The organism is Paraburkholderia sp. J94 (genome assembly GCF_905220285.1).
Lineage (GTDB): Bacteria > Pseudomonadota > Gammaproteobacteria > Burkholderiales > Burkholderiaceae > Paraburkholderia > Paraburkholderia tropica_A.
In genome coordinates, this window is record NZ_CAJMZH010000001.1 from 570117 (window position 1) to 593221 (window position 23105).

General features: G+C 59.4%; 19 protein-coding genes and 2 pseudogenes. 12 read left to right on the forward strand and 9 right to left on the reverse strand.

The genetic code is table 11. The features are described from left to right. Positions 1 to 13: 13 nt before the first annotated feature. From U4Y88_RS02520 to U4Y88_RS02540, 5 genes are read left to right on the forward strand one after another with little or no spacing between them, the layout of a single operon-like run. Positions 14 to 835 carry a hypothetical protein gene (locus tag U4Y88_RS02520; protein WP_321781997.1) on the forward strand — a complete coding sequence of 274 codons (822 nt, stop codon included), beginning with the start codon at positions 14 to 16 and terminating at the stop codon, positions 833 to 835. Further along, complete coding sequence (locus U4Y88_RS02525) at positions 835 to 2115, forward strand: O-antigen polymerase (RefSeq protein ID WP_321781999.1); 1281 nt, start codon at positions 835 to 837, stop codon at positions 2113 to 2115. The genes U4Y88_RS02520 and U4Y88_RS02525 overlap by 1 nt, the downstream gene beginning before the upstream one ends. Further along, complete coding sequence (locus U4Y88_RS02530; RefSeq protein WP_321782001.1) at positions 2112 to 3362, forward strand: hypothetical protein; 1251 nt, start codon at positions 2112 to 2114, stop codon at positions 3360 to 3362. Before U4Y88_RS02525 ends, U4Y88_RS02530 begins: the two co-directional genes overlap by 4 nt. Continuing rightward, positions 3359 to 4522 carry a glycosyltransferase family 2 protein gene (locus U4Y88_RS02535; RefSeq protein ID WP_321782003.1) on the forward strand — a complete coding sequence of 388 codons (1164 nt, stop codon included), beginning with the start codon at positions 3359 to 3361 and terminating at the stop codon, positions 4520 to 4522. The genes U4Y88_RS02530 and U4Y88_RS02535 overlap by 4 nt, the downstream gene beginning before the upstream one ends. Before the next feature lie 19 nt (positions 4523 to 4541). Continuing rightward, positions 4542 to 5882, forward strand: a complete 1341-nt coding sequence (locus tag U4Y88_RS02540; RefSeq protein WP_321782004.1) for a BNR repeat-containing protein — start codon at positions 4542 to 4544, stop codon at positions 5880 to 5882. Between the two features lie 11 nt (positions 5883 to 5893). Here the strand turns inward: U4Y88_RS02540 and U4Y88_RS37725 are convergent. The 3 genes and pseudogenes from U4Y88_RS37725 to U4Y88_RS02550 all read right to left on the reverse strand — a co-directional run. Next, a pseudogene (locus U4Y88_RS37725) lies at positions 5894 to 6061 on the reverse strand (UTP--glucose-1-phosphate uridylyltransferase); the annotation flags it as partial. 59 nt (positions 6062 to 6120) lie between these two features. Continuing rightward, positions 6121 to 6377: pseudogene (locus U4Y88_RS37730) on the reverse strand (sugar phosphate nucleotidyltransferase); the annotation flags it as partial. A gap of 167 nt (positions 6378 to 6544) precedes the next feature. After that, positions 6545 to 6739, reverse strand: a complete 195-nt coding sequence (locus U4Y88_RS02550; RefSeq protein WP_321782006.1) for a hypothetical protein — start codon at positions 6737 to 6739, stop codon at positions 6545 to 6547. A gap of 116 nt (positions 6740 to 6855) precedes the next feature. Here U4Y88_RS02550 and rfbB point away from each other — a divergent pair, with 116 nt between their 5' ends. The 4 genes from rfbB (at position 6856) to U4Y88_RS02570 (ending at position 10817) form a co-directional block, all read left to right on the forward strand. Continuing rightward, on the forward strand, positions 6856 to 7917 hold the full coding sequence (gene rfbB / locus U4Y88_RS02555) for a dTDP-glucose 4,6-dehydratase (protein WP_321782008.1): 1062 nt from the start codon (positions 6856 to 6858) through the stop codon (positions 7915 to 7917). A gap of 13 nt (positions 7918 to 7930) precedes the next feature. Next, positions 7931 to 8824 carry a glucose-1-phosphate thymidylyltransferase RfbA gene (gene rfbA / locus U4Y88_RS02560; protein WP_321782010.1) on the forward strand — a complete coding sequence of 298 codons (894 nt, stop codon included), beginning with the start codon at positions 7931 to 7933 and terminating at the stop codon, positions 8822 to 8824. Further along, the gene (gene rfbC, locus U4Y88_RS02565) at positions 8809 to 9360 is read left to right on the forward strand and encodes a dTDP-4-dehydrorhamnose 3,5-epimerase (protein WP_321782012.1); all 552 of its coding nucleotides are present in this window, start codon (positions 8809 to 8811) and stop codon (positions 9358 to 9360) included. Before rfbA ends, rfbC begins: the two co-directional genes overlap by 16 nt. A 300-nt stretch (positions 9361 to 9660) precedes the next feature. Further along, a protein-coding gene (locus tag U4Y88_RS02570; RefSeq protein WP_321782014.1) for an IS3 family transposase occupies positions 9661 to 10817 on the forward strand; the annotation gives its coding sequence in 2 pieces (ribosomal slippage) (positions 9661 to 9928 and positions 9928 to 10817; 1158 coding nt in all). 268 nt (positions 10818 to 11085) lie between these two features. Here U4Y88_RS02570 and U4Y88_RS02575 read toward each other — a convergent pair. Next, on the reverse strand, positions 11086 to 11859 hold the full coding sequence (locus U4Y88_RS02575; protein WP_321782016.1) for a helix-turn-helix transcriptional regulator: 774 nt from the start codon (positions 11857 to 11859) through the stop codon (positions 11086 to 11088). 184 nt (positions 11860 to 12043) lie between these two features. On the opposite strand from U4Y88_RS02575, the gene U4Y88_RS02580 reads away from it, so the two are divergent. From U4Y88_RS02580 to U4Y88_RS02590, 3 genes are read left to right on the forward strand one after another with little or no spacing between them, the layout of a single operon-like run. Then, a complete protein-coding gene (locus tag U4Y88_RS02580) occupies positions 12044 to 13447 on the forward strand; it encodes a TolC family protein (protein WP_321782018.1) in 1404 nt (467 codons plus the stop codon). A gap of 42 nt (positions 13448 to 13489) precedes the next feature. Next, the gene (locus U4Y88_RS02585) at positions 13490 to 14611 is read left to right on the forward strand and encodes an HlyD family secretion protein (protein WP_321782020.1); all 1122 of its coding nucleotides are present in this window, start codon (positions 13490 to 13492) and stop codon (positions 14609 to 14611) included. Next, on the forward strand, positions 14608 to 16215 hold the full coding sequence (locus U4Y88_RS02590; RefSeq protein WP_321782022.1) for an MDR family MFS transporter: 1608 nt from the start codon (positions 14608 to 14610) through the stop codon (positions 16213 to 16215). The genes U4Y88_RS02585 and U4Y88_RS02590 overlap by 4 nt, the downstream gene beginning before the upstream one ends. Before the next feature lie 930 nt (positions 16216 to 17145). Here the strand turns inward: U4Y88_RS02590 and U4Y88_RS02595 are convergent. The 5 genes from U4Y88_RS02595 to U4Y88_RS02615 form a co-directional block, all read right to left on the reverse strand. Beyond that, complete coding sequence (locus U4Y88_RS02595) at positions 17146 to 18141, reverse strand: hypothetical protein (protein WP_321782024.1); 996 nt, start codon at positions 18139 to 18141, stop codon at positions 17146 to 17148. 25 nt (positions 18142 to 18166) lie between these two features. Next, positions 18167 to 19324 (reverse strand): mandelate racemase/muconate lactonizing enzyme family protein, encoded by a 1158-nt coding sequence (locus U4Y88_RS02600; protein WP_321782026.1) that lies wholly within the window; start codon positions 19322 to 19324, stop codon positions 18167 to 18169. A gap of 76 nt (positions 19325 to 19400) precedes the next feature. Next, positions 19401 to 20486 (reverse strand): glycerol dehydrogenase, encoded by a 1086-nt coding sequence (locus U4Y88_RS02605; protein WP_321782028.1) that lies wholly within the window; start codon positions 20484 to 20486, stop codon positions 19401 to 19403. A 39-nt stretch (positions 20487 to 20525) separates the two neighbouring features. Continuing rightward, positions 20526 to 21278, reverse strand: a complete 753-nt coding sequence (locus U4Y88_RS02610; protein ID WP_321782030.1) for an SDR family NAD(P)-dependent oxidoreductase — start codon at positions 21276 to 21278, stop codon at positions 20526 to 20528. Between the two features lie 73 nt (positions 21279 to 21351). Further along, positions 21352 to 23043: a GMC family oxidoreductase gene (locus U4Y88_RS02615; protein WP_321782032.1), complete on the reverse strand. Its 1692-nt coding sequence runs from the start codon at positions 23041 to 23043 to the stop codon at positions 21352 to 21354. Positions 23044 to 23105: the final 62 nt, after the last annotated feature.

Below are 23105 nucleotides of genomic sequence, written 5' to 3' on the forward strand. Positions count from 1 at the left end.
CCTAATTCTATGTGTGGATTACAAGAACGACGCCGAGACGGAAGGCTTTGTGCGCAACGTCCTTTCAGTCGACGCAGAGTCACGCGTATTCTTCTCAGTTGTAGACAATTCGAAAAAGACCGAATCAGAGTGGTCCCTGTTCGTTAGAAGATTCGATTCGTTTGGGAATCGGGTGGTTGTCTCTTCAAACGGCGAAAACCTTGGATACTTTGGTGGTATGCACTTCGCGTATCAGCAGGCGATGAAGGCGTTTGCTGATAAAGAGTTTGCCTGCGCCATCGTCTCAAATACTGATATCGAGCTCGTCGGTAAAGACTTCTTTGACAAGCTGACTGGCATGCTCGCTAATGTCGAAGGTGGAGATATCGGCGTCATCGCACCGTCAATCCGATCGTCGATAACTGGCACAGATCAGAATCCGTTGTACTCGACCAAGCCTCAAAGAAAGAAATTTTCCCTGTTAAGCCAGGTGTACTCGGTATATGCACTAGGCGTCGCACATCGTCTGCTTGCAAACGTAAAGCGCATTCTGGCGAAGGCGGCCGGCGTGCGCGCGGCCGAACAATCCCGAGAGATTTACGGCGCCCACGGAGCGTTCATGATATTTCTTGCTCGGTACTTCGAAAATGGGCTTGACCTGAACTACCCGGAGTTTCTGTTCTGCGAGGAGATGTTTGTCGCCGAACAATGTAGGGTCTCCAAACTGAAAGTTGTCTACCAGCCAGAGCTGCAGGTCATTCATCGTGAGCATTCGAGTACTGGCTTGGTTCCGAGCAGAATTATCGTTGAATATTTGCGCCGCTCACATGCATTTTGCCGGGATAACTATTTCTAATGGAATATCTGATCATATTTCTGCAGTATGTTCTGGCTCGTGTCGCGCTCAGGATACTAAAAGCGCCTTATCATCCAGTGGTAATTTTGTGCCAATTGTGGTTGGTAATTTCAATTTGTACGGGTGTGTTCGCACCGGACTACTACTATTCGCCGATGGCGTACATGTTGATCCTGAGTATGCAGGTAAGCGCGGTACTTGGCGCGCTAGCATATTTTCTTGTCTCTTCCGACCAGGCGAATGTATCACGACCGGAACCGCAGGAATTTCTGCATTTTCGGCCAATCGTATATGGCTCTCTGTTTTTTGGACTGGTCGCAATCGCGTCGATCCTTCGAACACAGGGAATCAGCGTGACCAAGCTGTTTTCTTTCAGTGGGATCATGGAAATCAGCCACGCGATGTCCATTGCCAGATATGAAGAGCAGTTTCAACTTCCACTAGGTGCACGCGTTGCCCAGATGTTCATTTTTTTTGCCACAACAATAGGGGGATTATTCAAATCTCTCTATCCAGATCGCTATCGTCGATTCGAGTATTACATCCCGATCATTCCATCGCTCCTGATTGCGATTATTCTCACGACGCGGGCAGCGGTTCTTTTTAACTTGATATTCTGGGTGGCGGGGAATTTCTGCGGTGCGATTTTGGGCGGAGGCCGTGTAAATCTCAGGCTTTTATCGAAAAAGGTCGTGCTATATGGCAGTGTCGGCGCAATTCTGGTCGCCTTCATGTTTATTTCGTTGCAGTTCATGCGTGGGGGCATTACTGATCTCGGCCGTTTAAAGGAGGTCCTAATGCACCTCCGGCAGTGGCCGGTCGGCAGCATAGCAGGCTTCAGCCTGTGGGTCGATGCGTACGATTTCAGATCTGCCGTGACGAATGGCTACCTGACCTTTGTTGGTATTTTCGATCTCTTCGGTATTCAGGCGCGGAAGGCGGGTCTGTATGACCAGTATGTGAATCTCGGTGGCGGAGATTCATGGGGAAATATCTATACCGCATTTCGGGGATTAATCCAGGACTTCTCACTTCCTGGCGCGATGATGTACATGGCGACAATCGGCTTTCTGAGCTCCGTGGCATTTCGCCGTTGCGTGCGTGGCGAAGTGGTATGGGCCGCCCTCCTGGTGGCTATGTATGGCTTTGTTTTCTGGACACCTATCGTCAGCCTGTTCAGCTACACAGCGCACATCGGCGCATATGTTGGCCTTGCCATTTATTTCAGATTTTTTGGACGCAGGCGACGCCTCGTTAAGCCTGCTCGGGAGCTAGCGTGAATATCAAAAGATTACCGATATTCGTCGCTGCCCGTGCATGCCCCGCATTGGGGACACTCGCAATGGCGTATGTGGTGGAGCGCGCGATGGGTCCCGCCACATACGGTGAATTCTCGATTGTGTTTACTGGGGCGCTCGCAGCTGCCGCGTTGTTCTTCGGATGGCTCTCGCAGGGAGTCGCGCGATTCGCCAATGGGCGCGACGATCTGCTTGGCGGCTGTCCAGAAGCGTTCTTCTTTGGCTGGGGCGTGTCGGCTGCATTGATATTGGCGGTGGCCTTGTTCTGCTCACTATTTTGGTCGCCGGGATCCGTTCTGATTCTTGCGGCACTCGCAGCATGTGCGCAAGGAATGCATCTGCTCGTCATCTCCATGCATCAGGCGCGATTCAGGATCAGTCAGTATCTCGGGCTCGAAGCATTTCGCGCGGTGTGCATTGCCGCGAGCGTGATTCTCGCGGCACTCAGTTGGGCGCACGACTACATCGGGCTCGTGGCAGCGCTTGCAGTTGGGATGGTACTCGACATGTTAATTGTCTGCATGTCGGCGCGGCGATATGTGACATTCGGGCTCGCCAAAGCAAGCGCAATGAGCGATCGACTGCGTCCGGTTCTGGGTTATAGCTGGCCGATTGCGATATGGCTTGCATCGTCACTCGCAATCCCGTTTTCAGACCGGTTTGTACTATCAAGGATCGCAAGCAGTGACGCAATGGGGAGCTACGCCTATCAATATGACATCGTTTTTCGGGCATTCACGTTTATTTTATTGCCAGTGACGTTGATGGTTCAGCCAGCAATCTTTAAAGCCTATGCCGACGACCAGCACAGGTTGGTCAACTCACTGATTCGAAAGGGTGTGCTGATACAGGGTGCTTTCGGCACATTATTTATTGGTGTGCTCTATGGTCTCATATTTCAAATTTTGCCGATCTTTAACATCAATCTGCACCTGTCGGTTGGGGTATTTTTATTCTTGTCGGTAGGCGCGTGTTGCTGGCAGATTGCATTGATGTGCCAAAAACTTCTTGAATGCAAGAAGCGGATATCGACGATGGTGGGGATTTTATTCTTCGCATATCTGTGTTGCGGATTGCTCCCCTCAATTGTTCTCTACAGAACTTTTGGCATTTCAGGGTTTGCCGCCGGATCCCTCTTGAGTGGATCCGTCTATTGCATCGTCGCACTTTCTTTGGGACGCATGGCAGAGAAAGAAAAGTTGACTAATAACAGCCAGATCGGGGTATGAACATGATGCTTTGGACCTTCATCTTTCTTGTCACACTATTTATTTACCCATATTCACTTTTTCCTTTAGGATTGCTAATCATAGAAAGATTTTCGCCGCGGAATGCAGATCAGAAGAATGCAAAGAGGCATAGTAATCTTCCGAAGGTGTCACTCATAATTTCCGCGTATAACGAAGAGATGGTAATACGCGAGAAGATAAAAAATGCGTTGGCGTCAAAATATCCGCTCGATAAATTACAGATTATTGTTGCGTCCGACGGCTCGCGCGACGCGACGGCAGAAATTGTCAATTCCTACCGTGATCAAGGCGTAGTGCTCTTGCATTCCGACGTCAGGCGCGGCAAGAATGCGTGTCTGAACTCAGCTGTCGCGATCGCGGATGGTGAAGTTGTCGCCTTCACGGACGCGAACGCGATGTTCGACGAGATGGCGATTCTCTATCTGGTGGAAGGATTCGATTCTGCGGACGTTGGATGCGTTGTAGGCAAGGAAAGTCGGTCCGCGAAGAAGGATAGCGGGACAGCGAAAAGCGATGGTGTCTATTGGCGATTCGAGAATAGAATCAAGGAGGCATTGAACCGGTTTGGGCTTGTGATTGTGGGTAACGGACCGATCCTGGCGATACGGCGCGAGTTGTTTCGTCAACTTAGTGACGATGTTGCTAACGACTTCGAGACACCGATGCAGATTGGCAACAGTGGATGGCGTGTTGTCTTCCAGGATAAGGCATTGTCCTTCGAAAATTCGGCGACGAAGGCAGGGGAGGAATATCGCCGCAAGACTCGTATCGTGGTTCGCGGACTCACAGGCTTCTTCAGAAATATCCAGGAGCTGCGGGGTGCCCGGCTTTTTGTGTTCGTCTCTCACAAGGTAATTCGCTGGTTTGGCGCCTTTCTTCAGGTCGCCATCCTGTTGCTGAGCGTTTTGCTCATCGACAGCAATCCGCTGATTGCGACGGTTGCGCTCACTGGGCAAGGTATTTTCTACCTCTTCGCTCTACTTGGAGCGGTGAACGTGTTCGAGATTAGGAGGAAAAAAATTGCTGCGATTCCGTTCTACTTCTGCATGGTTAACATAGCCGCCGCCGTTGCGATTTTCCGATTTGTTGTAGGTCAGCGCGTATCTGTCTGGGAAAAGGCGGGTAGCGTGCGGCAATGAACATTAAACGGGGGAGGGAATGAAGCGATTCACATCGGGATTGGTGGCCATCACGTGGTGTGTTCTCCAAGGCTTGTCGATAGTGTCGCAGGCCGCCTCTCCGCTGCAGTCAAGAATCTTCATTGATAACGTGTGGGCTGGCACGCGCGTCGGCTTTGATGCGTTGAGAGTCGGTGATAAGGCATATGTCGGCTACTACGACGCGTCTCGCTACCTGACTGTCGCTGAGGCAGATTTGAGGACCGGAGCGGTGCGAACGATTCGTCTTGCCAGTCAATTTGCGGGATGGGATTCCCATAACTACATAGCGCTAGACTACGACAGCGCCGGCATCCTTCACGTTTCCGGAAATGAACACGCAACACCACTTCTCTACGCAAGGACGAACCGGTCAAATGATCTAACGTCGCTGACATTAATCAATCGCATGAATGGAAACCGGGAGCAACGTGTCACATATCCGAAGTTTCTCAACGACGATCGTGGTGACACGCTGTTTATCTATCGGGATGGTGGAAGTGGAGACGGCAACTACGTTATAAAGCGGTTTGTTGACGGCGCGTGGAAAGATATGTTGAGCAGCCCCTTGTTTGGCGACAAGGGCGTCGCTGGTACTGTGAGCGCGTATCCGACGCAGTTTCAGGCACGTCGGAACGGTGGATATTGTGTTGCATGGGTCTGGCGGCGTACTCCAGACGTCAGGACCAACTCTGACATCGCCTACGCATGTAGTGCGGACATGAAAGTCTGGACGCGATTTGACGGTGTCGCACTCAGGCTTCCGATAAATCAGGGCGATGGGGCCGAGGTTGTGGACGTGCCAGAGAATACAGGGCTATTCAACAACATTGAACTCGGCAGGAATGAGCAGGGTGACCCGGTCATATCTTTCTTGAAATACGACGATAAGGGATTCACCCAGCTATTCCACGCCGTACTTATGAATGGCCGATGGATTGTTAAAAGCGTGACGCAATGGGACTACCGGTGGGATTTTGGCGGGACACACTCCATCGAAAGCGAGATCTCGTTTTCCGGTTTGCGAACAGATAGCGGTCGATCGATTGAGACGATTACGCATCGAAAGTACGGTACCAAGCGCTATTTGTTCGATGCACGCGGGTTAGATGTCGTCGAAATCGCAGACGAGACGCCGCTAGCCGCAACCACGGCAGTCGATATCGTCAAACCGTTGAAGCGCAACGCGATGAGAGTACGAGGTCCTGGCGTCGGCAGATTTGCCATCATCTGGGGGACTTATCCACCAGACAACCATGACGAGCCACGACGATGCGGCGATCAGGAGGACAAGTGCGTTTTGTCATCGAAGTTGTTCCTGATCCAGCTTGAAGGCAACTGAAAAAAATGTGAGTGACGGCCGAGGACACCGAGAGTTGATGGTGCACCGTTCGGTGCGGGCTTCTCGACAATCCCGGCCAGTTTGACAATATTCTCTTCCCAGGCACGACCATCGAGAGTTCGGTATGAACGCGTATCTTCCCGCGGAATTTTCTCAACTCCCAGAACCGAACTGTGGTCGTACTATAAAAGCAATCGACGTAACTAGGCTTGATTCCGCGAACTAGATCGAGCGACTACTTTTTCCCACGTGCCTCGATTTCGTAAGACTTGTCGAAATGGTCTTCGATCGATCGTTTGCTACGACCGGTTACGAAAATCATTTCCGTGGTGCCAACTGCAATGGCCTCGTTGACGGCGTATTGGATCAGTGGTTTGTCAACAACAGGCAGCATTTCCTTCGGACTAGCTTTGGTCGTCGGCAGGAAGCGCGTACCGAGACCAGCGACCGGGAAACGGCCTTGGTGACTTTGAACGTGCGAACTCCGGAATGAATGTGCTGATGTCGAATGACAGCATAGTGTGGCTTTATCCGACATAGGTTTAATCGAATCGGCCGCAACCAACTCGTTGGATGCTGAGCTACTTATCATGTGCGTGCGCGATCTCGCGCGCGTCTCTTGAGCCCATTTAAGCGCTGGGCAATCGTGTGAGGGTAATCGATCAACCGGAGGTTTGAATCTCACTCCCGGCGATCGCGCCACTGACCCCGATAGTTTGAGGCGAATCACTCGCACTTTTGATCGAAAGTTGAAAGCTGAAAGCTGATGTTGACGTATCCCGGATCAGCGAGGAAAAGTAGTTTGCAACCACGGCAGTAACCCGTGACGATGCGCGCGTCGGATCGACGATTGACATGATGCGCACGCCGGTGGAACGCCAACTTGGCACCGGTTACAGTGCGAACGTTGCCATTTCAAGCCAGGTGGCATACACGAAATCGCAATGCAGCCATCACGACAGAAAGGACTTTCATGATTCTGGTTACAGGCGGCGCCGGCTTCATCGGCGCCAACTTTGTGCTTGACTGGCTCGCACAGTCAGACGAAGCGGTTCTCAATGTCGACAAGCTCACGTACGCAGGCAATCTCGGCACTCTGAAATCCCTGAGAGATGATGGCCGGCACGTGTTCGCACGCGCAGACATTTGCGACCGCGCTGCGATCGATACGCTGCTCGCCGTGCATAAGCCGCGAGCAGTAGTCCATTTCGCAGCTGAAAGTCACGTAGACCGTTCGATCCACGGTCCTGCTGATTTCGTGCAGACCAATGTCATCGGCACTTTCACAATGCTCGAGGCGACCCGTCAATACTGGAACACACTTGACGTCGTCGCGAAGGCTGCGTTCCGGTTCCTGCACGTATCGACCGATGAAGTGTTCGGCTCGCTGTCTGCCAGCGCCTCCCGATTCTCCGAAACTACGCCGTATGCGCCGAACAGCCCGTACTCGGCGACCAAGGCAGCGTCCGATCACCTTGCACGCGCGTACTTCCATACATATTGCTTGCCGGTTCTGACGACCAACTGCTCGAACAACTATGGTCCGTTTCAATTTCCCGAAAAGCTGATTCCGCTGATGATCGCGAACGCGCTCGCCGGCAAGCCTCTGCCGGTGTACGGCGACGGCCAGAACGTGCGCGACTGGCTGTATGTAGGCGACCACTGCAGTGCGATCCGTGAGGTACTTGCACGCGGTGTCCCGGGCGAGACGTACAACGTCGGTGGCTTGAACGAGAAGAAGAACATAGACGTAGTACGGATGCTCTGTGACCTGCTTGACACACTGTCGCCGACTCCGGCCGGGTCGTACCACGAACAGATTACGTTCGTCGCTGACCGTCCGGGACACGACCGCCGCTACGCTATTGATGCACGCAAGCTTGCACGCGAGCTTGCGTGGAAACCAGCGGAAACCTTCGAAACTGGCATGAAGATGACAGTCGAGTGGTATCTCGCGAACCAGTCGTGGATGCACGAAGTCGCATCCGGCGAATATCGCAACCGGGTCGAGATGAGCTACGCGCAACGCGCGTGACAAGGAACTAAGCATGGCACGCAAAGGCATAATCCTGGCCGGAGGTTCCGGCACGCGTCTGTACCCGATTACGCACGCAGTATCGAAGCAGCTTCTGCCAGTGTACGACAAGCCAATGATCTACTATCCATTGTCGACGCTGATGATCGCCGGCATCCGTGATTTGCTGATCATATCGACACCGCACGACACACCGCGTTTCGAGACGATGCTTGGCGACGGTGCGCAGTGGGGCATGAACATCCAGTACGCTGTGCAACCATCGCCCGATGGGCTCGCACAGGCGTTTCTGATCGGTCGTGAATTCCTCGGTAATAGTCCGTCTGCGCTAATCCTGGGCGACAACATCTTCTACGGTCATGATCTGTCCAGGCAACTTGCGCGTGCGGATTCGCGCATCGATGGCGCGACCGTGTTCGCCTATCACGTGCAAGACCCAGAGCGCTACGGCGTGGTCGAGTTTGACGACGATTTGCATGCACTGTCGATTGAAGAAAAGCCAGAAAATCCGCGTTCGAACTACGCGGTCACCGGTTTGTACTTTTACGACAACACCGTCTGCGACATCGCGGCCGATATCAGGCCGTCATCGCGGGGCGAACTCGAGATCACCGATGTTAACTCGCGTTATCTTTCGGCCGGCAAGCTCGACGTAGAGATCATGGGCCGTGGGTACGCGTGGCTGGACACCGGCACTCACGATTCCTTGATCGATGCATCGACCTTCATTTCGACACTCCAGAAGCGGCAGGGCCTCGTCGTTGCGTGTCCGGAAGAGATTGCGTTCCGGCACGGGTGGATCGACGGCGAGCAGGTGCTGGCACTCGCCACGCCGCTCGCGAAGAATGCCTACGGTCAGTATCTGAAGAACCTTCTGACGGAGCAGGTCGCATGGCAATCAAAGTAACCGCAACGGCTTTGTCAGAGGTGAAGATCGTCGAGCCGCGTGTATTCGGGGATGCGCGGGGCTTCTTCTACGAGAGTTTCAACGGACGTGAATTCGCGGAGCACGTAGACGCGGACGCCATGTTTGTGCAGGACAACCATTCGCGTTCCGTAAGAGGCGTGCTGCGCGGGCTGCACTATCAGATCCAGCATCCACAAGGTAAGCTCGTGCGGGTGATCGCAGGCGAAGTGTTCGACGTCGCCGTCGACATTCGCCGCTCGTCCCCGAACTTTGGTAAATGGGTTGGCGTTCTGCTGTCAGCGGACAACAAGCGCCAGTTGTGGGTGCCACCGGGTTTTGCCCACGGCTTCGTCACGTTGAGCGATTCCGCCGAATTCCTGTACAAGACGACCGACTACTGGTACCCGGAATTCGAGCGCAGCGTCCTCTGGAATGATCCTGCGATCAATATTGTGTGGCCAATCGACTTTGAACCAACACTCGCCGGGAAGGATGCGGCGGGGAGCGCGCTCAAGGACGCTGAATGTTTCGAGTGAATCGATGCAGGGCGCGCGCGCCCCATCGGTATCATCGGCCCATCCCTGCCGGACAGCACACCTTTATCCACGCTGCAAACCACGCAGATAGCCCCGCCGCTGACATTTAAGTCTCAGGAAGGGCCTGTTGCGATACGTTGTTGATGTCCGCGCAGAACTGACCGGTGGGGGATGCGGCCATTTTCTTGGACTGGGTTACGTCGTTAATCCCAAGCTTTCACGGCACTCGATGGGGCTGAGTGGCCTTCCCCTGTTCTCGCGGACACATTAGCTAAGCTGGCGTAATCCGGAGAGGATGGAATGAACAGAACAAGAAGGCACTTCACCGACGAATTCAAACGCGAGGCGGTGCGGCTATGCAACGAGCCGGGTTCTGTCGTAACCCAGATAGCGCGCGACCTTGGCATTGGCGAGAATCTGCTGCGCCGTTGGGTCAGGCTGGCGCGAGACGGGGCGCTGGAGATGGACGCCAGTAAGCCGCTGCGAGCCGAAGCACTTTCAGAAGTGCAGCGCTTGCAGCGTGAGTTGAGGCGGGTCACGATGGAGCGTGACATTCTAAAAAAAGCGCTCGGCTACTTCGCGAAGGACCCGGAGTGAAGTACGCCTGGATAGGACGGCAACGCGGTGTCTGGCCGACTCGTGCCATGTGCCGGTTGCTCGGGGTCTCGCATAGCGGCTTCTACGAATGGCTCGGTCGAGCATCGGGCAAGCGCTCGCAGGAGAATGTCCGCCTCACGCGGCTGGTCCGAGCAAGCTTCGAGCTGAGCGACAAGACCTACGGCAGCCCACGCATCTGGCACGACCTGCGCGCAGCGGGCGAGAGCTGTGGCGTGAATCGTGTCGCCCGGCTGATGCAACAGGCCGGATTGCAGGCTCGACAGCGGCGACGTCGCATGCCGGGCAATTCCGGGGCTACGGCAGCTCACGTCATTGCCCCGAATCACCTGCAACGCCAGTTTGAAGCCGACGCGCCGAACCAGAAATGGGTTGCCGACTTTACCTATATCTGGACGGCTGAAGGCCGGCTGTTCGTTGCTGCTGTCATGGACCTGTACTCACGCCGTATCGTCGGCTGGTCGATGAGCAATACGATGCATGCAAAGATGGTGGCCGATGCGTTGCTGATGGCGCTCTGGCGTCGAGGGCGACCAGCCGAATTGATACATCACAGCGATCAGGGCAGCCAATACACCAGCGAGGATTTCCAGTCGCTACTCAGGCAGGAGGGCATTACCTGCAGCATGAGTCGTCGTGGTGATTGTTGGGACAATGCCGCGATGGAAAGCTTCTTCAGCACCCTGAAGACAGAGCGTGTGAACCGAAGCATCTATCGCACGAGGGACGCGGCGCGGGCCGACGTGTTCGATTACATCGAGCGCTTCTACAATCCGCATCGCCGACATTCAACACTGAACTTCCTTAGCCCGGTTCAGTTCGAGCAATGCATGACGGGCTAATTTACCTGTCCGGGAAAGCGGGGGAAGGCCAAACCTGAGGCATGCGCAGAACGCAACGATGTTGTTGCCCCTGGCAAGTGGGCCCGTGTTCCGGGCCAAAGCCTAGCCACGGTGAGTCGTGATCCATCGGTAGTTCTGGAATGTCCACGCAGGTATCAACATACTGTCACTCTATCGGGGTCTTCATTGCGCGGCGCTAGCGGTCTGGCAAAACGTCGTCGCGAAATGGACATTCGTTCTGACCTCTCGTGGCCGATGCGCACACCTGCTATTTCTCCCGCAAATACTCGCTAGGCGGCACGCCGAGCACCTTGCGAAACATGGCGGCGAACGCGCTCGGGCTGTCGTAACCGTGCTCCAGCGCAAGTTCGAGAATCGACACGCCTGCCGCAAGGCGCGGCAGGCTGAGCAGCAGGCGCGTATGTCGCCACCATGCGCCCGGCGTCATGCCGGTTTCACGCCGGAAGGTGCGCGCGAGCGTGCGGGCATTCATGTTCGCGGCACTCGCCCAAGAGGCGAGTGTGACCGGCTCGGACGGCTCGCGAATCAGGTTGGCGCACAACACCGCCAGTTTGGGATGGCGGGGCATCGGCACATGCAGGTCGAGTGACGGGGCGATTTCGATTTCGTCGAGTATCAAGGCCAGCACGCGACCCGTGCGATGGCTCAGGTCGTAATCGACGGGCAGACCGGTCGTCGCAAGGATGAGTTCGCGCAACAGCGCGCTCACTCCGATCACGCGGCAGTCGCGCGGCAGGCTCGGACGGACTTCGTGAGCGACAAACAGGGAACGCATGCGCACATCGCCGGGCATCTCGATGCCATGACGTATGCCAGCAGGCATCCATACCGCGCGGCCAGGTGGCACGACCCAACTGCCGTCGTCGGTGCGCACGATCATGACGCCGTCGATGGCCAGGATCATCTGCGCCTGGGCGTGGGTGTGCGGTGCGAATTCATCGCCGGCGGCGGAGTCGGTGGCCAGCACACCGATCTGCTGTGCTTTGTCGGAAGCGTCCAGAGCCTGAAAAAAGTCGTTCACGTGTCCATTTCTCGACGATGAATGCGTATCCCGCGCGCGATGACTAACGAGCGTCAACATAACATGGCACGACCGATTCATTCCATGACTCTCGATGCCAGCCGCTCCGATTTTTCCTCCACCGCCGGGATTTCCGGTGCGCCGCTTTGCTACTCGTGCCCGCGGCATTGCGATGGCATCCAGCGTGTTTCTTGCTGCAATGCTGGCTGCCTGTTCCGTCACCGAACCGTATCGCGCGCCCGTTGCGGGCGTAGCCCAGAGCGCGCCTTTCGACGCGGCCGTCACGGCGCCGCAGGTCGTGTCCTCCGCGCCGCCCGAGCACTGGTGGCAGCTCTATGACGACCCCGCGCTGGATGCGTTGATTCGCGAGGCGCTCGCGCAAAATCGCGACCTCGCCGTTGCTGCGGCGCGCGTTGTGCGCGCCCGTGCGGTACTCGCGCAGGCGGACGCCGCCCGCTTGCCGTCAACGCAGGCGTCATTCGGCGTCGATTACGGACAGCATGAGAACGACCAGATTGTGGCCGCCTCACGTGACACGGGCAGCGCGCCGTCGCGGTTCGGCTGGTCACCGGGCTTCGCCCTGTCGTGGGAAATCGACTTCTGGGGACGCGTGCACGATCTCGTGGACGCCGCGCACGCCGATGCCGACGCACAACAGGCCGCGATGGACGCCTTGCGCGTGACCGTGGCCGCCGAAACGGCGGGGGCGTATGTGCGAGCCTGTGCGTATGCCGATCGCCTTGATGTCGCGCAGCACTCACTGACGATTGCCGAGCACATCGCGGCGCTGACGGAGCGGCAGCAGGCGCTTGGTCTCGTGTCATCCATGGAGCCTGCACGAGCACGCGCCTTCGCGGACGACACGCGTGCAAGTCTCCCCATGCTCGATGGCGAGCACCGCGCCGCGCTCTACGAGCTGGCGGTGCTGCTGGGGCGGCCGCCCGCCGATATTCCGGCCGCTGCGCGGGCATGCCATACGCCGCCCACACTGACGCAGCCTTTTCCGGTGGGCGATGGCGCGGCGCTGATGCGCAGACGCCCCGATTTACGCGAGGCCGAACGCAGGCTGGCGGCGGCCCACGCGCGCGTGGGCGCGGCGCAGGCCGCGCTTTATCCGTCGATCACGCTCGGCGGTTCGGTCAACTGGCTCTCGACCACGGGCCACCCGGCCTCGCTCGGCAACCCATATGCGCTCGCGTGGAGCGTGGGACCGCTCATCAGCTGGAACTTTCCCAATCTCGCTGAGAGCCGTGCCCAGTTGGGCGCGGCACGTGCCGATGACACGGGCGCGCGCGCCGCATTCGACGCGCAAGTGCTGCGCGCCTTGCAGGAAACGGAACAGGCGCTCGCCCGTTATGGCGCGGCGTGGCGCGAGTACGACGCACTTGAGACCGCGCGCGCCGGGCACGCCCGCGCCTTTGCGCTGGCCGAGCGCGAGTTCCGCGCGGGGGCAATCGATTCGCTTGGCGTGCTCGATGCGGAGCGCAGCCTGAGCGCTGACGATGCCGCGCTCGCGCAGTCAGCCCAGCAGGTCGCGCTGGATCAGGTCACCGTTTTCAAGGCGCTCGGCGGCGGTTGGCAGCCTTGAGCACACCTTTCTCATCACTCATTTCAAAAGAAGACTGCCTGCATGAGTACAACTGTCGATACCGAAGTTCAGACCACGACGCCAGCGCGTCGCGCGCGGCGACCGTGGATCGTCGCGGGAACCTTGCTGACTGCCCTCGTGGCGGCGGCCTGGGGCTGGCACTGGTGGCAGGTGACCCGCTTCATCGAAACGACTGACGACGCTTACGTGCGTGCCGACGTCGTCACGGTGAGCCCGCGCGTATCGGGTTATGTGTCGAACGTCATGGTCGACGACAACCAGCTGGTTCATCGCGGCGACGTGCTCGCCACGCTCGACGATCGCGATTACCGCGCGAAAGTGCAGGCCGCCCGGGCCGCACTGCTGGAAGCGCAGGCTGCTGTGCAGGAAAGCGGGGCGGCCACGCAGACGCTCGACGCACAACTCACGCAACAGGCCAGCACGATCGCGCAGGCACAAGCCGATGTGGATGCCGCGCGCGCCGAATCCGCCCGGCGGGACGCCGACGCGAACCGCTATCGCGCCTTGCTCGCCGATGAGGCGGCAAGCGGCCAGCGTTGGGAAGCAGCGCACGCCGATGCGCTCAAGGCACGAGCGGCACTGGCGCACGCCATCGCAGCGGCGCAGACGCAGCGTGAACAGGTCGGCGTGCTGCGCAAACGACTGGCGCAGAGCGACGCAGCCACCGCAGCCGCTCACGCGCAACTGGAAGCGGCGAAGGCCCAACTGGCGCTCGCGAAACTGGACCTGGAGCACACGCGTATTCTCGCGGCGCAGGACGGCATGGTCGGTCAGCGCAGTGTGCGTGCGGGGCAGTATGTGGAGACCGGCACACCGCTCCTCGCCGTGGTGCCGATGCACGCGGTCTACGTGGTCGCCAACTTCAAGGAGACGCAGCTTGCCGCGATGCGCACGGGCGAGCCAGTCGAGCTGGAGGTCGACACCTTTTCCGGTCAGGCTTTGCACGGCCGCGTGAGCGGCATCGCGCCGGGCTCGGGCGCTGAATTTGCCTTGCTGCCGCCGGACAACGCAACGGGCAACTTCACCAAGATCGTGCAACGCGTGCCGGTGAAAATCGCGCTTGACGCAATGCCGCGCGATGTCGTGCTGCGGCCCGGCATGTCGGTCATCGCGCGTGTCGATACGAAGGGGGCGCGGCGATGAGTGCGGTGTCCCAGCAGGCTAATGCGACGAACGAAGCGCACGAAGAAGCGCACGAAGAAGCGGTCTCGCTGCGCTCGTGGGTCGCCGTGCTCGGCGGCGTGTTCGGTTGTTTCATGGCGGGCATGAACGTTCACGTGACCAATGCGTCGCTGCCCGACATACGGGGTTCACTCGGCGCGAGCTTCGAAGAAGGATCGTGGATCACCACGGCCTACCTGGTGGCCGAAATCGTCGTCATTCCGCTCACGGGCTGGCTCGTGCAGGTGTTTTCGGCGCGGCGTGTGCTGCTCGTGGGCGCATCCGGGTTTCTGGGCTTCTCGCTGGCGTGCTCGCTGGCCCCGACGATTGGCTCGATGATCGTTGCCCGCACGTTACAGGGAGCGTTCGGCGGCGTGCTCATACCTCTGTCGTTCCAGCTCATTGCGACCGAACTGCCGAAGTCGCGTCACCCGCTGGGCATGGCGCTCTTTGCGGTCGCCAATAACGTGGCACAGGCGGCCGGCCCGTCGTTGGGCGGCTGGCTGACGGACACGTATTCGTGGCGCTGGATTTTCTATCTGCAGATTCCGCCTGCGCTGGCGCTGATCGCTGCGATTGCGTGGGCGATCCGGCCGGTCGCTGTCGACACAGGCAAACTGCGCAGTGCCGACTGGCCAGGCATCCTGACAATGGCCGTGGGCCTTAGCGCGCTACAGATCGTTCTCGAAGAGGGAGAGCGCAAGGATTGGTTTGCATCGGGCGGTATCGTGCTGCTCTCGTGTATTGCGGCAGTCGGTCTGGTCGCGTTTGTCGTGATCGAAGTGCGACGCGCGCAGCCGTTCATCAATCTGCGGCTCCTCGCCGGGTATAACTTCGGGCTGGCCAGCCTGATGCAGTTTCTGTTCGGCGCGGTGGCATTCGGGGTCGTCTTTCTGGTGCCCAACTACCTGGCAGAGGCCCAGGGATACAGCGCACGCGACATCGGCATGGTGATGATTCCGTATGGGCTCGTTCAATTCGTCATGTCATTCCTCACGCCGCCGCTCATGCGCCGCACGAGCCCGCGCATGGTGATTGCTCTCGGCTTCCTGCTGGTCGCGGCGGGGTGTCTGATGAACATTCATCTTGACGCCGATTCGGCGCGCAACGTCATCGTGCCATCGCTGATCGTGCGCGGCGTGGGGCAGTCGTTCGTGGTCATCGCGTTGTCGGTGATGGCCGTGAACGGCGTCGACAAGGCACAGCTGGGATCGGCGTCTGGCGTTTTCAACATGGTGCGCAACGTGGGCGGCGCGATCGGCATCGCAGTCGTGAGCCAGATCGTGGTCGAACGTCAGAAACTGCATATGGCGCGCATTGGAGAAGCGGTGACGCCTTACGCACAGGCGTTTCAGGAGCGCACGGTCCTGCTCGCGCGCGCGATAACGCGGCTGCATATGCCGCGCGCGGAAGCATTGCCACACGGTGGCGTTGACAGCACGTACGAGACTGCACTTGCGCTCATCAATCAGCGTGTGATTCGCGAAGCGTTCCTGATGGCTTACAGCGACACGTTCCTGATCGCGGGTTTCGCGATGCTGGCCTGCGTGGCAGGTGCATTCGCGTTGCGGAGTGTGAAGCCGTGATTGGCGTGTGCAATGTATCGATGAATGGCGTTTCTTTGTTAACCTAGGTGTAGCTCAGGCGGTTACATTGCTACCGGCGACTACAACGCCAGGTCAACCCTGTCGAAAGATATCCCTGAGTGACTTTTCCACAGTCGACTGGTCAGCTTTGCCAGTGCCTTGCGACGACGGTGCGGCTCGCCATCTTCCAGGCAAGCGCCTTGGGGTCCCTTTGATTACCGCGCAATTTTCCGGTTAGCTCACGCTAGGCCTGGTCAGGCTTTGCCTTCCAGCCCTCTATAAATTTTCTTTCTAATCAGAGACCTGCTGACTCCCCCATCCGGACAGCCATTGTCTTGACGTCACCGAGTGTCCTGCAGCGCCGCGCCCCTTGAACTGCAGGCGCAGGCATAGTTCGGGCCGGTCGCGGAAAGTCATTTCATGAGCAGCCGCAGGGGAGGCGAGAGGCAAATATCGACCCGAAGCGGTCGTCAAGGCGATAACGGATCAGTGTCTCTTCATGTGACAGGTTCGACGACATTGAGCTTGGCGGGCCGGTTCTTGGCACAGCATAAAAGTCAACGCCAACCAGCAATCGAGTTCAGTGGAGATGACGTTGCCTATACGGTTCCTCATGGTTACGCTGTGAGAGAAAGTTGGGAAAGTTACTGTCGATGGACGACAATTTCCTCGCCACGTCAATCCGATTTGCACAGCTGAACGGGCGCACCCGATCCATCGCATACGACTTGTTCAGTCGCGGAGCCATGCGGTGTTCGACTAAATGCCACCGCCGAAAAACCATCGGCGAATAGGGCATTGAACACGTCAATGGGCGGCCGCAACCGTGATGTAGCGGGTTGCTCGACGATATCTTTGTGATTCATATTCCCGCCTCCTATGAACTATTCAAGCACAAATCGTCGGCTTCCGGCCAGCCGCTTATTCACATCAGTACGCAATTGCCGATAGCCGATAGCGGATCGTGCGCGGCGTGCTGCTCACAAACGCCAATCCTGTCCGGCTCGCGAGCGGGTGGTCGGCAGACGGCGTTACAACTCTGCCCAGATCGAAAAACCCGCTGACAGGCTCCACGCCCAGCGCAAAATTGCGGCTGGCCCATGGTTCGTACTTGCGCCCGCCGTTACTGATCCAGAGCACGGCGTCCGGAAAATCGCCAGGGTCCCAGTCCAGTTTGACTTCGGCCCGGTCCGCCGGGTAACGCAGCACGAAAGGCGGCTCGCAGGCCTCCAGTTGAACGAGTTCCTCGGTTTGCTGTGGCAACGGTAGCCGCGACAAATCGATCGATCCATCCCAGGTTTCGAGCTTTCGCAGCGAAGCGAAACTGCGGTTGCGCAGAATCTGCGAAAACTCCGGCTCGATGGCGACCGGATACGTGTGAACGGTGCGATACGGGCACGCCAGTACATCGACACCCTCCGGCGGCACCGCGAAAGTCGGATGGAGTGCGAAGGGCAGCGTCACGTCGCGCCGCACGTGCACCGTCAGCGAGACGGACAGTGACGCTTCGTGCGGGCTCGCTTCAATGAGCCGTTCGAGATAGTCGACCGGGCTTTCGGGCGGGTAGTCGATGCGCAACCTGATCGCGTGCCCGGTCTGCTCGACGCGCCGCCACATGTGATTCGAACTGTAGCCGTGCCGCCATGCGTCGTCGGCATCCCGGGACTCGAAGCCTTCCGGCAGGCCCGGCGGCGCTTCGGTGGTGCCGAACGGCAGGCAAGGCCATTCACCGCGCAGCGCACGCAGGAGTCCAGGCCATTGGGGATCGTCGCCCCAGGGCGCGACATGCAGCGGCGAGACGCTGCGTCCCGCGCCGAGGTCGAATCGCACCGGCGCCAGCATGCCGCCCAGCGATTGCACCGTCGCCTCGCCATGCGGCCACTTCAAGGTCCAGCGTTCGTTGTTCACCGTCGTTGCGTCTTCCACGTTCGTCTCCTGGAGCGCAGGGTTCTCAATGCCCGATGCGGATTGCGGTTTTGTCGAAGAACGCACGGTCCAGTTCGAAGCCGAGGCCCGGCCGGTCGGGGACATCGAGCCAACCGCTGCGCTGTTCGAGAGGCTGCGTGACCAGTGCCGTCCTGAACGGATGCGACGACGTATCGTATTCAAACAACGGCTGATCGGCGTACAGCGCATAGTGCGTGTCGGGCGTCGCGGCGATCATGTGCAGCGAAGCGTATTGGCCAATGGCGGTGCCCCAAACGTGTGGATTGACCTTCACGCCGTGAACCTGCGCGAGCGCATTGATGTGCCTGAGCGCGGTGAAACCGCCCGCGAGACAGATATCGGGTTGCGCGATATCGACGGCGCCTGCTGCGAACAGATCGTGAAAGCCGTACATCGAAAACTCGGCTTCACCGCCTGCGATCGGCGTGTCGATGGCATCGCGTACGCGGCGATAGCCGGCCAGGTCTTCCGGCACCACGGGTTCTTCGAGCCAGCGCAGGCGCATCGAGTCGAGCGCGCGCCCGAGACGGATCGCTTCGTTCGCGCTGTATGCGTGATTGACGTCCACCATGAGGTGCGTCTCGGGCGCGAGCGTGTCGCGGATTGCGTGCATCACCGCGATATCGTCGTTCAGGCCGAAGCCCAGTTTGACCTTCATGATCGAGAAGCCGGCGGCCTGGTGGCGTTTCGCTTCGGCGGCCATATCGGCGGATTGCCCTTGTCCCTCGGGGCGGAAGAAGCCCGTCGCGTAGCACTGCACGCGCTGGCGGAACGCGCCGCCCAGCAGTTGCCACACGGGCTGGTTCGCGACCTTGCCGCAGATGTCCCACAACGCGATGTCGACCGCGCTGATGGCGCCAAGCACGACGCCTTTACGGCCGAAGTCGCGCGTGCGGACATACATGGTGTTCCAGAGCACTTCGGTGTCGAGCGGATTTTTTCCGAGCAGGAGCGGCTTGAGTGCGCTGTCGATCACGGTCGCCGCGATTTCGGGCGGCTGGAGGCCGACGCTGAACGTTTCGCCCCATCCTTCGATGCCGTCGGTGGTGCGAATCCGCACGACGGTCGTCGAGCGGCCGGTGACCCATCCCTGCGAATAGGCGAAGGGTTTGTCCAGCGCGGTCTTGAGCACGTAGGTATCGACGCTTTCGATTTTCAACATGAGAGACGTTCCTTGCAATGCATTCGATAAATGGCGGCAACTGTCGCAAGTGCGCAGCGCCATACGGCGGGTGTTGCTAGTCGACGAGTCTCGCGGCGTATCGGTCCATGGCTTGCAGCGCCGCGACGACCCGCTCGGGCGTGACCGGATAGGGCTCGTTGTGGATGATCTCGCCCGCGCGGCATGCGCGCTGCGCGACCATCATCAGCGCGGCCGTATCGTCGACATCGACGTTGATCGCAGCGAGCCGCGTGGGCAGGCCGATATCGCGGCAGAAGCGGAATATCCGCTTGCGCTCGTCGTCGGGGACCGCCCACAGAAAGAGCGACGCGAGCGTGCCCACGGCCACTTTTTCTCCGTGCAGCAACGCGTGCGCGGCGGGCAATTCGGCGAGTCCGTGATGAATGGCATGGGCGGCGGCGACCCCGCCGGACTCGAAGCCGATACCCGACAGCAGCACGGTGGCTTCCAGCGTGGCCTCTAAATCCGGGGTGACGAGGTGGGCGCGGCAGTCGTCGACCGCCTGTGCCGCGTGCGCGAGCAACGTGTCGAGGCACAGCTTTGCCGCAGCGAAGGCGAGGGCGGTTGCGCGTCCGCCGCAAAGGTTCGGCGCGTAGGCGCGATGGCACGCCTGCGCTTCGTACCAGGTGGAAAGCGCGTCGCCGATCCCCGCGATAAAGAAACGCACGGGAGCCTGCGCGACGATCCGCGAGTCGACGAGCACGAGGTCGGGATTGCGCCGGACGAAACGATCGCGCAGCACCCGGCCGTTTTCGTCGTAGATGACCGACAGCGCGGAGCAGGGCGCATCCGAAGCCGCGATCGTGGGCACGCACACGAAGGGCAGGCGCAGATCGTCGGCGGCCGCGCGGCCGACGTCGACCACCTTGCCGCCACCGAACGAGACGACCATCTGCGCGCCGGTCTCGCGAATCCATGCAGCGGTGTCGGCAATCGTGCGGTCCGTGCAGGCGGCTTCCAACGTTCGCACGTTGAGTTCGACGCGTTGTGCGTTGGTGTGCAGAGGATCGAGCATCGCACGCACCTTGTCGTCGACGAGGCAGGCAGCCGAAGTGCCGAATCGGGCCAGTTCGTCGTCGAGCGTGGCGAGCGCGCCGGCGCCCTGCACGTATCGAGAAGGGAAAACGCTGGTTCTCAGCATGAACGGAGGCTCACGGTCGTGGCGCAATGGGTCCGTCGATCAACCGACGACATAGCCGCCGTCGACGGCCAGCGTGGCGCCCGTGATGTAGCGCGAAGCGGGGGTCGAAAGAAAAACCGCTGCACCGACGAGATCGTCGGCTTCGCCCCAGCGCTTGAGCGCGGTACGGTCGGCGATTTTCGTTGCCGCGTGCGGTTCGCTCCAGAGGCCGTGTGTCATGGCGGTGCGGTGATAGCCCGGCGCGATCGCGTTCACGCGCACGCCGTCGCGCCCATGCCGGTGCGCCAGCGCGCGCGTCAGGCCGAGAATGCCGCTTTTGCTCGCGCAATAGGCGGGCACTTCCTCATCGGCGAGATAGCTGAGCATCGACGCGATATTGATGATCGTGCCGTGCGAGCGTTTCAGGAGCGGCATCATGGCCGTCGAAAGACGCATCGCGCTGATGAGATTGATATCCACGACATTCAGGAACGTCGCGTCCTCGTATTCCAGGCCAGGCCGCGAAATGCCCTGCGAATTGACTAGGATATCGAGGCGGTCGAAACGTTGCGCGAACGCGGCAATCGATTCCGGCGAGGTCACGTTCAGGCTGTCGAATTCGATCCGATCCGTCGCGTGTTCACGTTTGAGTTGTGCGATCTTGTCGGCCGAGCTGCCTGTCGCCGTGACGCGTGCGCCGAGACCGGCGAGCCCCTTGGCGATCTCCAGGCCGATTCCGCTCGTGCCTCCCGATACCAGCGCGGTCTTGCCGGCAAGCAGGTCGGGCGCGAAGCAGGAGAGAATATCGTTCATTGAATGGTTTCCAGTTTAGGCATCCTGATCATGTCGGGGCGATCAAGGAGGCGTCGAATAAGGAGGCGAACGGTTAGAGCGCGGGCATCAGCGCCGCATCGGCCGGGCTAATCAGGGTTGCGGCAGGCGCGCCCGGCAGCGTCTCGCCCATCATCAGCGCCACGCCGCGATCGGCAACGGCGTAAGTCGTGGCAACCGTATTGCCGCTGATGATGGTGGGCCACGACGACGTGTCGAACACGCGCAGGCCCGCGATGCCGCGCACGGTCATGTCGTTGCGCAAGACGGCCATCGGGTCGTTGTCCGCGCCCATGCGCGCCGTGCCCGCCGGGTGATAGACGGTCTTGACGGTGCGTCTGCAATGCTCGGCCAGCGCGTCGTCCGAAGCGGATGAAGTCTGGGTGACGGCCTGCTCGTCGGGCAGCACGATCCGGTCGACCATCGCGGCGAGCGGACCTTCGCGCATGATCTGCGCGGCGCGGCGCAGTCCTGCAATCGACAGCCGCAGATCGTCGGGGTGCTCCAGATAGTTCGGATAGACGATGGGCGTAGCGTTCGGATCGGACGTTTGCAGCGTGACGCGGCCTCGGCTCTTCGGGCGCATCACGCAACTGTTCAGCGTGAAGCCGTAGGTCGCTTTGGTCGACGTTACGTCGGGGTCGAGGTACACGGTCGGCAGGCAGAACATCTGGATCGAAGGTGCGCCGGATGCATCGTCGGGATTGAAGAAGGCACCGGCTTCCACGGCGTTCGACGCAACGGGTCCATTGCGGAACGCGAGATATTGCAGACCGTTGCGAATCTGGTTCCAGCCGCGGTCCTGGCCGAAATACCCTTGCTTGCCGTTGCAGAACGCCACGACCGGCACTTCATGATGATCCTGGAGATTCTCGCCGACGCCCGGCAGATCCGCGATCACCGGAATGTGCAGGCGCGAGAGTTCATTGGCCGGACCGATGCCGGAAAGCATCAACAGCTTGGGCGTCACGAGCGCGCCCGCCGTGAGCACGATCTGATCCGCGAACACCTGCTCGCGCTGCGTTCCACTCTGGATTTCGATGCCCTTCGCGTCGTTTCGCTCGATCAGAATCCGCGTGACCTGCGCGCCGGTGCGGATCGTCAGACGCGAATCGTTCATGACCGGCGCGAGGAACGCGTCGACGCCGCTGCACCGGCGGCCCTGAAACGTGGTGGTCTGGAAGAAGCCGGTCCCCATCTGCGTGCCGCTATTGAAGTCCGGGTTATACGGCAGACCGTTCTGCTGCGCCGCGAGCACGAACGCACGCGATACGTCGCTCAGATTGGCGCCATCGGATACCTTCAGCGGCCCGTTGACACCGTGCGCGGCATTGTTGAAGGTCGAGTTGCCTTCGAGCCGCATGAAATGCGGCAGCAATTGCCGATAGCGCCACGACTCGTCGCCCGTGATCGAGACCCAGTCGTCGTAGTCGCGCGCCTGGCCGCGAATGTAGACCATCGCGTTGACCGAACTGCCGCCGCCCAGCACCTTGCCCTGCGGGATCGACGGTTGCCGGTCGTTCAGGTGCGGATGCTGCGCGCTGCGGTGGAACGTCATGTAATCGTGATTCGACAGCAGTTTGACGAAACCCGCCGGCATGTGAATGAGCGGATTGCGATCGGGCGCGCCGGCTTCGACGAGCAGAACGCGCGCGCCATGATCGCGCACGATCCGGCCCGCCGTCAGGCATCCCGCCGCGCCCGCGCCGATGACGATGAAGTCGTAGTGTGTCGTTGCTTTAGCCATGAATAAAACCTTGGAACTGATCTGTGGTCCGTCCGCTGGCCCGGCGTGATGGCCATGCCAGC